The 10,577-nt window shown below is 67.7% G+C and carries 9 protein-coding genes and 1 pseudogene; 6 read left to right on the top strand and 4 right to left on the bottom strand.

What is annotated here, in order from left to right:
• Positions 1-445: 445 nt before the first annotated feature.
• The 3 genes from A5699_RS00050 to A5699_RS00040 are packed head-to-tail and all read left to right on the top strand — an operon-like array spanning position 446 to position 2,619.
• Entirely contained in the window at positions 446-1,318 is an 873-nt protein-coding gene (locus tag A5699_RS00050; protein ID WP_067763599.1) for a cyclopropane mycolic acid synthase family methyltransferase, read from the top strand.
• 42 nt (positions 1,319-1,360) lie between these two features.
• A complete protein-coding gene (gene sigK, locus A5699_RS00045) occupies positions 1,361-1,924 on the top strand; it encodes an ECF RNA polymerase sigma factor SigK (RefSeq protein WP_067763593.1) in 564 nt (187 codons plus the stop codon).
• Entirely contained in the window at positions 1,921-2,619 is a 699-nt protein-coding gene (locus A5699_RS00040) for an anti-sigma factor (RefSeq protein WP_067763590.1), read from the top strand. Before sigK ends, A5699_RS00040 begins: the two co-directional genes overlap by 4 nt.
• Positions 2,620-2,624: 5 nt before the next feature.
• Here A5699_RS00040 and A5699_RS00035 read toward each other — a convergent pair whose 3' ends face one another.
• The 3 genes from A5699_RS00035 to A5699_RS00025 are packed head-to-tail and all read right to left on the bottom strand — an operon-like array spanning position 2,625 to position 4,881.
• Positions 2,625-3,431 carry an SDR family NAD(P)-dependent oxidoreductase gene (locus A5699_RS00035; protein WP_067763586.1) on the bottom strand — a complete coding sequence of 269 codons (807 nt, stop codon included), beginning with the start codon at positions 3,429-3,431 and terminating at the stop codon, positions 2,625-2,627.
• A gap of 8 nt (positions 3,432-3,439) precedes the next feature.
• Complete coding sequence (locus tag A5699_RS00030) at positions 3,440-3,835, bottom strand: nuclear transport factor 2 family protein (RefSeq protein WP_067763583.1); 396 nt, start codon at positions 3,833-3,835, stop codon at positions 3,440-3,442.
• Entirely contained in the window at positions 3,832-4,881 is a 1,050-nt protein-coding gene (locus tag A5699_RS00025) for an alcohol dehydrogenase catalytic domain-containing protein (RefSeq protein ID WP_197508143.1), read from the bottom strand. The genes A5699_RS00030 and A5699_RS00025 overlap by 4 nt, the downstream gene beginning before the upstream one ends.
• 114 nt (positions 4,882-4,995) lie before the next feature.
• Here A5699_RS00025 and A5699_RS00020 point away from each other — a divergent pair, with 114 nt between their 5' ends.
• Entirely contained in the window at positions 4,996-5,826 is an 831-nt protein-coding gene (locus A5699_RS00020; RefSeq protein ID WP_082957499.1) for an IclR family transcriptional regulator, read from the top strand.
• Here A5699_RS00020 and A5699_RS00015 read toward each other — a convergent pair.
• Entirely contained in the window at positions 5,792-6,502 is a 711-nt protein-coding gene (locus A5699_RS00015) for a fumarylacetoacetate hydrolase family protein (protein WP_067763577.1), read from the bottom strand. The two genes, A5699_RS00020 and A5699_RS00015, sit on opposite strands and share 35 nt — an antisense overlap.
• 27 nt (positions 6,503-6,529) lie before the next feature.
• Between A5699_RS00015 and A5699_RS00010 the strand changes: the two are divergent.
• Positions 6,530-6,772, top strand: a pseudogene (locus tag A5699_RS00010) (antitoxin); the annotation flags it as partial.
• Positions 6,773-6,820: 48 nt separating this feature from the next.
• On the top strand, positions 6,821-10,577 hold a 3,757-nt coding region (gene hrpA / locus A5699_RS00005), incomplete at its 3' end, for an ATP-dependent RNA helicase HrpA (protein WP_067763571.1).

Genomic DNA, 10,577 nt, shown 5'->3' with positions numbered 1-10,577 from the left:
CGCACCCGACCTAAATAATTCGGAGCCGACGCGCTCGCGGATCACTCTCTTCTCAAACCCATCTGTGACGGCCACCGCTCCGAATAGAGATTGAGGGACGGCAAAGTGCGCCGTCCCGGCGATGAGCGTGACGAGCCGAGGGGATCAATTGCAGCCAGAACATCGGGCCGTTGCCGGCCCAGTGGACGATTTCGCGCCCGAGGAGGTCGCGCTGCGGCCGAGGCAGGTGCAGTTCCGCTGGGATACCGCACCGCTTCATTGGATTCCCGGAGACCCGTACGGCTCGCACGTCGTCACGTCCCTCAATCTCTATTCGGAGCGGTGGCCGTCACAGATGGGTTTGAGAAGAGAGTGATCCGCGAGCGCGTCGGCTCCGAATTATTTAGGTCGGGTGCGATGAACCGTGCGTGGATGCACGCACGTGTGAAGAAAGGTGGGACCCACCATGACTAGTTTGACCCCTCAATTCGCGGCGGTGCAGGCACACTACGACCTGTCCGACGACTTCTTCCGCTTGTTCCTGGACCCCACGCAGACCTACAGCTGTGCGTACTTCGAACGGGACTCGATGACGCTGGAGGAAGCGCAGTTGGCCAAGATCGACCTGGCCCTCGGCAAGCTCGGTCTGGAGCCGGGGATGACGCTGCTCGACGTCGGTTGTGGGTGGGGCGCGACGATGCGGCGTGCCATCGAAGTCTACGACGTCAACGTCGTCGGATTGACGCTGTCGAAAAACCAAGCAGCGCACGTCAAATCGACGTTCGACGCGATGGACACCGGTCGGCGCCGGCGTGTGCTGTTGGCCGGCTGGGAGGAGTTCGACGAGCCGGTGGACCGCATCGTCTCGATCGGCGCGTTCGAGCACTTCGGGCATCAGCGCTACCCGGCGTTCTTCAAGATGGCCCATCGCGCGTTGCCGTCCGACGGCGTGATGCTGCTTCACACCATCTGCGGGTTGCATCCGGTCGAGGCCCGTGAGCTGGGCGTCCCGCTCACGTTCGACCTGGCCCGGTTCATCAAGTTCATACTGACCGACATCTTCCCCGGCGGGCAGTTGCCGTCTGCGCAGATGGTGCGGCAGCGGGCAAACGCCGCCGGGTTCGTGTTGACCCGGCAACAGTCGCTGCAGCCGCACTATGCCACCACGCTGGACCATTGGGCGGCGGCGCTGGAGGCCAATCGGCAACAAGCCGTTGAGATCCAGTCCGAGGAGGTCTACGAGCGGTACATGAGGTATCTGACCGGCTGCGCAGACCTGTTCCGTAAGCGTCAGGTTGATGTCAACCAGTTCACCCTCCAGAAGCGCGAACTTGCGTAAACCCGGTTTGCCACCCGGCCCGGATGGTTACTCTCCGCCCCGATGACCGATTCAGGCCGGGTGGACGACGACCTCGACGACGTCCTACGGCGGGTGGCCCGGCAGGATGCGGCGGCGTTCGCGGCGCTTTACGACACCACCCATGCCCGGCTGTTCGGTCTGATCAGCCGGATCCTGCGGGACCCCGGCTACAGCGAGCAAACCACCCAGGAGGTCTACCTGCAGGTGTGGCGTAATGCGTCGTCGTTCGATCCCGCTGAGGGTTCGGCGATGGCGTGGCTGGTCACCATCGCGCATCGACGGGCGGTGGACCGGGTCCGGTCCGAGCAGGCCGCCCACCGGCGGGACCACCGGTATGCCGCCGCATCGGGTGAGCCACCGGTCGACCTGGTGGTGGAACGGGCCACCTTGTCCGAGGAACACCGCCAGGTTGCCGAGTGTCTGGACGGCCTGTCCGACGCACAGCGGCATTGCATCGAACTGGCCTACTACCGGGGCCTGACCTATCCGCAGGTGTCCGAGCGCATTGCCGTCAACCTCGCTACCGTGAAGTCGCGTATCCGCAATGGCCTGCAACACCTGCGCCGGTGTCTGGGGGTGGCATGACCGAACCCGCCGAGCCCGAACTGCTGGAGTTGGCGGCAGCCTATGCGCTGGATGCCGTCTCGGACGGTGAGCGTGCCGACATCGAACGTCGGCTCGCGTCCGCGCCGGCCGAGGTGTCCACGGCCTTCCGCGACGAGGTGCGCGCCATCCGGGAGGTCATGGCCGTGCTCTCGAACGTCACCGCCATCGAGGCGCCATCGTCGCTGCGGGCCCGGGTCCTGGCCGCCACCCACTCACCGGTGCCGCGCCGGAACCGTTGGCGCACAGCCGCACTCGCAGCAGCGGCGGCCGTGGTGATCGCCGGTGCCGGGTTCGGCGCCGGCGTCGCCCTACGGCCGTCGGCGCCTCCGCCGACGGCTGCCGAGCAGGTACTCGGTGCCCCGGATGTGCGGACGGTCAGCACGACGGTCCCGTCCGGTGGCACGGCCACGGTCGTCTACTCCCGCGAACGCAACGCCGCGGTGCTCATCATGAACGACGTTCCGCCCCCCGCGGTCGACACCGTCTATCAGATGTGGCTTCTCGAGAATGGAACGCCCCGTTCCGCCGGCACGATCGGCGGTGCCGTCGGTCCGTCGATCACCGACGTGGTGCGCGATCTCGGCGGCGCGAGCACCCTCGCGTTCACGGTCGAACCCGGTTCTGGATCGCCGCAACCGACCGGGACGATCTTCGCCCAACTCCCGCTCGATTGAACTCGCTAACCCATTGCGGCGGTGACGGCTTGGGCGATGAACCGTACCGCGTCGTTGCGGCTCACCGAGGCCATCAGCTGTGCGGCGGCCTGAATCTCCGGTCCCACCAGACACGTTGGCCCCGTGGTGAGGTTGTCGAATGCGGCCGCCACCACGTCCTCGACCGCGGCGGCGCCCGGCGGGGTCTGCTCGGGCGAGTCGATCTGACCGCGTTCATATTCGAGTTTGCGTAGCGCCGGGGTGTCGGTCTTGCCCAGGATCAACCCGAGCACGTCCACGCCTTTGACGTGCAGTTCGGTCCACAGTGCCTCGGCGAACACCATGTCGAACGCCTTGCTCGCACCGTAGGCCACCATGTTCGGCCCTCCGGCGAAGCCCGCGCCGGAGCCGAAGATGACGATGCCGCCGCGGCCCCGGTCCACCATCGGCTGCGCGTAGTGGTGGCACAGCTGCATCGGGACCATGCAGTTGCGCTGCACCAGTGATTCGGCGTCGGCCAGCGGGCTGGACAGGAACGGCTGGAAGTTCGGATCAGCCCCGGCGCAGTAGACCAGGAAGCCGATGTCCAGGTCCGCGGTGGCCGCGATGACATTGGCGGCGGCACCGGGGGCAGCCAGATCGATTGCCAGCGTGCGGGTTTGCACGCCGGTTTCCCCGATCCGAGCGGCCACCTCGTCGAGAACCGCCTGGCGCCGGGCGAGCAGCACTACGTTGAGGCCGCGGCGGCCCAGCTCCTCGGCCATCGCGGCGCCGACACCCTCGGAGGCTCCGGCCACCAGCGCCCACGGCCCGTACTTCGTTGCGAATTCCATTGCGTCTCCTAGACCGCCACCACGCGCACCGAGGTGAACCGGCGGCGGGCAATCCGCCAGCCATTCTCGGTGCGGACCAGTTCGTCGTCATAGAAACCGACGGCGTTGACACCAGAGTTGTTGTCTTGAGCCAGGATCAGCGCGTCGACGTACGTGCGTGCCGCCGCGGTGTCGCCATCGACGGTGATCGCGTGGTTGCTCATCCGGTGCAGGGTGTGCCCGGCCATGGCGTGCGTCTGCTCCATGAACTCGGTGACGGCGTCCACGCCGCTCCAGGCACCGATCTCGCCGTAATCCAAGACACAGTCCTCGGTGAACACGGTGCGAAACAGCGGCCAGTCCCGCCGGTCGATACCGGTGGCGTAGCGAACCAGCACATCGACGATGTCGTCACGGTCGGTCATGTGGGATCTCCGTTCGGGTGCACGATGATTCGGGCCGGCCCCGCCGACCGTCGGGCCAGATCGAGTGCGTCGGGGACCTCGTCGAGAGGTACCACCATCCCGATGCTGGGGGTGGGATCCAGCTCGCCGGCGACGATGGCGTCGAGCGTTCCGTACCAGTCCTGCGGCCACGGCCCGCCGCCGAACTGTAGGGTCACCCCCTGGCGGGTGGCCGTGGTGATGTCCAGGGCGTCCCCGGTGTACCAGCCGCCGGCGCAATAGATGCGGGTGCCCATGTCGGCTTCCGCGACGATCTTCTGGATCAGCCCGGACGCGCCGACGCATTCGAACACCACGGCCGGACCCCACAGGTTGCGTTCGGCGCGCAGCTCGCGCCAGACGTCCAACGGTGAGCGTTGCCCCGGGTCGACGGCGACGTGAGCGCCGAATTCCTTGCACGCCAGGGTGCGGCGGTCCTCCTGGTAGTCCGAGATGATGATCGGTTTGATGCCACGCCGGCTCAGGGCGGCGACGGCGGACAGGCCGATCGCGCCGGCGCCGATCACGATGGGGATCTCGCCAGGTTCGAGGCGAGCGCTGCGGACATAGAACTCGCCGACGGCGAAGGCATCGGTCAGGGCGACGGCATCGTCAGAGACCTGGCCGTCGGCGCGCCGGGCAATGGCTTCGGACACCACGACCAACTCGGCGAAACTACCGGGGGAATCGGGGTGTTGGCCGATGATGTGGGCCCCGTCGGCGCCGCCGTCAATCAACCGGATCGGTATCGACGTCACCCGGCTGCCGACTGGGAATTGCTCGCTACAGCCGGGCCCGTGGCCGATGACCTCGCCGACGAACTCGTGGCCGAGTACCACGTCTTGTTCGGCGTCGTAGCGCGATCGTCCGGTGGGATCGTCGCCGAGCTCGGGGTGATCCATGAAGTGCACGTCCGAGGCACAGATTGCGGTGCTGGCGACGCGCAGCAGGAGCTCCCCGGGACCGGGTACCGGATCGGGGAGCTCACGCACCGTCAGCGCGCCGTCACGGAGGACCACTGCCCGCATCGCCGATCCATTCTCTAATATTCGAGATAAGCTCTCGAATTGCCAAGCTGACTGTATGAACCGCCCAGGAGGGAGTCAAGGGTGAAAGGTGCACATTCAGCGCCGACGAGCCGGGTGGTCGACATCATCGAGCTGGTGGCCGGCTCCGCCGCCACTCGGTTGCGGTTCTCCGACGTGGTCAGCGCCTTGGATCTGACGCAGGCCACCGCGCACGCCATTCTCACGACGCTGTGTGACCGGGGCTGGTTGATCCGCGACCCCGCCGACAAGACCTTTGCCCTCGGGCCGGGTCTGGCGGTGGTGGCCGCACGCGTCGACTCCTCCCGTCCCTTGGCGCAGGCGGCACACATTGCCGCACAAGAACTTTCGCAGCAGCTCGGCTATGCCGCGTCCGTGGTCGAGCGGGTTGCCGACGAGCTGGTGATCACCGCATTCGAGGGGGCCGGACCGCAGCCGGCCGGCATGCCGGGCGACCGCATCCGGTATGCACCGCCGTTCGGCGTCGCGTTCGCGGCCTGGGATACGCCGGCCGAGCAGCGCGCTTGGATCGCTCGGGCACCCACCACGGGTGGGGCGCTCACTGATCGACTCACCGAGGTGCTGCGGCAGACCCGTGAGCGCGGCTTCGACGTCGACTGGACGACACCGGATCTCACCCGGGCCGCTCAACTGGTCGGCTCGCTTCCCAGTGCCGGCCTGCCCGACCATGTCCGCGGAATCACCGATCAACTGCTCGCCGAGTTCACCACGATCGGTCTGACCCCGACCGGTGCTGTCGCCGGCAAGTCGCAGCCGGTGGCCACGATCGCCGCGCCCGTCTTCGACGCGCACCGCCGCGTCGCGCTGATCCTGTCGGTGCATCCGCTCCGACCCATGACGGCTCGGCAGGTGGACACTGCGGGACAGAAGGTCAGGCGGGCCGCCGATCGGCTGGGCCGATCGTGAAACTGAACTCCGCGACCCCTGCGACACCGCCGGAGACCACGTCGCCCGGCTCCATCGGTCCGACCCCGGCGGGGGTGCCGGTGTAGATCAGATCACCGGGCGCCAGGTCGACGGCCGTTGAGATGGCACTGATCACCTCGGGCACCGACCAGATCAGATCCTTGAGGTCGCCGTGCTGCTTGAGCTCGCCGTTGACCCGTAGCCAGATTTCCCCGTGGTCGGGATGTCCAACCTCGGCCACCGGCCGGAGCGGGGTGCACGGGGCCGACGCGTCGAATCCCTTGCCCCAGTCCCAGGGCCGGCTGAGCTTCTTGGCCTCGTCTTGCAGGTCGCGGCGGGTCAGGTCGACGCCGATGCCGTAGCCCCAGACCAGGTCCAGCGCGTCGGCCGGTGCGACGTCGCGGCCACCGGCGCCCAGCGCCACCACGAGCTCGATCTCGTGGTGGAAAGACGAGGTCAGCGGTGGATATGGGATCGTTCCCGTCGCCTCGAGAACGGCATCGGCCGGTTTCATGAAGAAGAACGGCGGTTCCCGATCCGGGTCCTTGCCCATCTCCCGGGCGTGCGCCGCATAGTTACGGCCGACACAGAACACCCGGCGGATGGGGAAGCGTCCGGGCCCGGTGCTGACGGGCAGCGAGGCCTGGGGCGGGGGAGCGATGACGTAGTCGGTCACAGATGCATTCTCCTGCGGTCAGTCGGGTGGCATGGTTGTGGCATGAATCGCACCCGCTTGAGCACCACGGTCAACGCGGAGTTGCTGGACAGGGCGCGCACGATCCGTGCTGGCAGCACCGACGCCTCGCTGATCGACGAGGCCCTTGCGGCGTTGCTTGCCCGCCACCGATCCGCAGAACTGGATGAGAGTTACCGCGTCTATGACAGCCATCCGCTTGACGAGCCCGACGAATGGGGCGACGTGGCGTCGTGGCGTCGTGGGAGGTAGCGGTCGACTGCTCGGGCTGACAGACCACGGCCCGCTACCCTTGCTGGAGTGTCCGAACCGTCAGTTGCCGAGCTGCGCTCCCGTCTCGACGGCCTGACCATCCGGGACGCCGACCGGCTGCGGCGACGGCTGCGAAATCTTCGCGGCGGCGTTCTGGCCAAGATCACCGAGCAACTCGCCGCCGCCGAAGCCCTCGTTCTGACTCGCCAGGCCGCCGTTCCGGCGATCACCTATCCCGACCTGCCGGTCAGCGAACACCGCGACGAGCTGGCCAAAGCCATCAGCGAGAACCAGGTCGTGGTGGTCGCCGGCGCCACCGGCTCGGGCAAGACCACGCAGCTGCCCAAGATCTGCCTGGAGCTGGGTCGCGGTATCCGCGGCACGATCGGGCACACCCAGCCGCGCCGGCTGGCCGCCCGCACCGTGGCCCAGCGCATCGCCGACGAATTGGGCACCCCACTCGGCGACGCCGTCGGCTACACCGTGCGCTTCACCGACCAGGCCAGCGATTCCACCCTGATCAAACTGATGACCGACGGCATTCTGCTCGCCGAGATTCAACGGGACCGCCGGCTGCTGCGCTACGACACCCTGATTCTCGACGAGGCGCACGAGCGCAGCCTCAACATCGACTTCCTGCTGGGCTACCTGCGGGAGCTGTTGCCGCGTCGCCCCGACCTGAAGGTCATCGTCACCTCGGCCACCATTGAGCCGGAGAGGTTCGCGGCTCACTTCCATGACGCGCCGATCGTGGAGGTGTCGGGGCGCACGTATCCGGTTGAGATCCGGTATCGCCCACTGGAAGTCCCGGCGCCGGCCTCGGACGACGATGATCCCGACGATCCCGACCACGAGATCGTCCGTACCGAACTACGTGATCCGACCGAGGCCATCGTCGATGCGGTCCGCGAGCTGGAAGCCGAACCGCCCGGCGACGTGCTGGTGTTCCTGTCCGGCGAGCGCGAAATACGGGACACCGCAGAAGCTCTCAAGGACCTGCGCAACACCGAGGTGCTGCCGCTGTATGCCCGGCTGCCCACCGCCGATCAGCAGAAGGTGTTCCAGCCCAGTTATTCAGGACGTCGAATCGTGTTGGCCACCAACGTGGCCGAGACATCGCTGACCGTGCCGGGCATCCGCTACGTCGTCGATCCGGGCACCGCGCGGATCTCCCGTTACAGCCGGCGCACCAAGGTTCAGCGCTTGCCGATCGAGCCCATCTCGCAGGCCTCGGCCGCCCAGCGGGCCGGGCGTTCCGGTCGCACCGCCCCCGGCGTCTGCATCCGGCTGTACTCGGAGGAAGACTTCGAATCCCGGCCCCGCTACACCGATCCCGAGATCCTGCGCACCAACCTGGCCGCGGTGATCCTGCAGATGGCCGCCCTGCAACTCGGTGACATCGCCGAGTTCCCCTTCTTGGACCCACCCGATGCCCGCAGCATCCGTGACGGGGTTCAGTTGCTGCAAGAGCTCGGTGCGTTCGACGCCTCGGGTGCGCTGACGGATGTCGGACGACGTCTGGCCCGGTTGCCTCTCGACCCACGCGTCGGCCGGATGATCCTGCAGGCCGACACCGAAGGCTGTGTGCGTGAGGTGCTGGTGTTGGCCGCGGCGCTGTCGATCCCCGATCCACGGGAACGCCCCAGCGACAAGGAAGAGGCGGCCCGGCAGAAGCACGCCCGGTTCGCCGACGATTCCTCGGATTTCGTGTCCTACCTGAACCTGTGGAACTACCTCCGCGAACAGCGAAACCAACTCTCCGGCAACGCCTTCCGCCGGATGTGCCGCGAGGAGTTCCTGCACTACCTGCGGATCCGGGAATGGCAGGACCTGACCGGGCAGCTGCGCAGCATCGCCCGTGACATCGGGATCCGGGAGGGCGATGAGCCGGCCGAACCGGCCAGCATCCACGCCGCCCTCACCGCGGGTCTGCTGTCCCACGTAGGCCTGCGTGAAGGCGAATCACGCGACTATCAGGGCGCCCGCAATACCAAGTTCGTGTTGGCCCCCGGTTCGGTGCTGACGAAGAAACCTCCACGGTGGATCGTCGTGGCCGATTTGGTGGAGACCAGTCGACTGTTCGGCCGCATCGCCGCGCGGATCGAGCCCGAGACGGTCGAGCGCGTCGCAGCCCATCTGGTGCAGCGCACCTACAGCGAGCCGCACTGGGAGGCCCGGCGCGGCGAGGTCGTGGCCTTCGAGCGGGTCGCGCTGTATGGGTTGCCGCTGGTTCCACGGCGCAAGGTCGGCTACGCCAAGATCGAGCCGGAGCTCAGTCGGGAGTTGTTCATTCGCCATGCACTGGTCGAAGGCGATTGGCAGACCCGGCATCACTTCTTCCGCGACAATGCCCGGCTGCGAGCCGAACTCGACGAGATCGAAGAGCGGGCCCGCCGGCGCGACCTGCTGGTCGGTGACGACGAGATCTACGCGCTCTACGACGCCCGGATCCCGGCCGGTATCGTCTCGGCCCGGCACTTCGATGCCTGGTGGAAGAAGCAGCGGCACAAGACGCCCGACCTGCTCACCTTCACGCGCGACGACCTGTTGCGGAGCGAGGATGGCGCGGACAATCCCGACACCTGGCGGGCCGGAGACCTGGAACTGCCGCTGACGTACCGGTTCGAGCCCGGAGCCGCCGACGATGGCGTGACGGTGCACGTGCCGGTCGGGGTGCTGGCGCGGCTCGGAGGCGACGGATTCGCCTGGCAGGTACCGGCTTTGCGCGAGGAACTGGTGACCGCGCTGATCAAGTCCCTGCCCAAGGATCTGCGGCGCAACTTCGTCCCGGCGCCCGACACCGCCCGCGCCATCCTGGCGGACATCGATCCCGCGGCCGGCTCGCTTCTGGACGAGGTGCAGCGCGAACTCCGCAGGCGCAGCGGAATTCTGGTGCCGGTCGACGCCTTCGACCTGAGCAAGATCCCGGATCACCTGCGGATGACCTTCGCCGTCGAGACCGCCGACGGCAAAGAGGTGGCCCGCGGCAAGAACATCGACGCCCTACGTGAACAGCTGGCAGTGCCCGTCGCGCAGGCGGTGGCCGACGCGCTGGGCGGTGACCTGGAGCGTCGCGACCTACGCGCCTGGCCCGAGGACCTCGATGAGCTGCCCCGCACCGTGGAAAACATCAGCGGCGGGCACGCCGTACGTGGTTACCCGGCCTTCGTGGATACCGGAAAAGCCGTCGACATCAAGGTCTTTGCCAACCCGGCGGAACAGGCCGCGGCCATGGGGCCCGGCCTTCGCCGACTGTTGCGGCTCACCGCGCCGTCGCCGGTCAAGGCGATCGAGCGGGGACTGGACACCCGCACCCGCCTGGCGCTCAACGCCAATCCCGACGGCACACTGGCCGCCCTGCTCGACGACTGCGCCGACGCCGCGGCGGACTACCTGTTGGCCAAACCGGTGTGGACAAAAGCAGAGTTCGCGGCCCTGGTGGCGCGGGCCGGCAAGGAACTCGGCCCGACCACGCACGCCGCGGTGACCCGGGTCGAAAAGGTGTTGGCTGCCGCCCACGACGTCGGCGTGGCCCTGCCGGACAAGCCCACCGCCGCCCAGGCCGATGCCGTCGCCGATATTCGGTCGCAGCTGGATCGCCTGTTGCCCAAGGGCTTTGTCACGGCGACGGGCGTCGCACGGCTGACCGATCTGGCCCGGTATGTCACTGCGATCGTCCGCCGCCTGGAGCGGCTGCCGCAGGCACTCAGCGCCGACCGGGACCGGATGACCCGGGTGCACGCGGTCGAGGATGCTTACGACGACCTGCTGGCCGCGTTGTCACCGGCCCGCGCCGAGGACCCGA

The organism is Mycobacterium sp. E802 (assembly GCF_001666875.1).
In the GTDB taxonomy this organism is placed as follows: Bacteria; Actinomycetota; Actinomycetes; order Mycobacteriales; family Mycobacteriaceae; genus Mycobacterium.
This window is presented reverse-complemented; position numbering and strand designations above follow the sequence as displayed.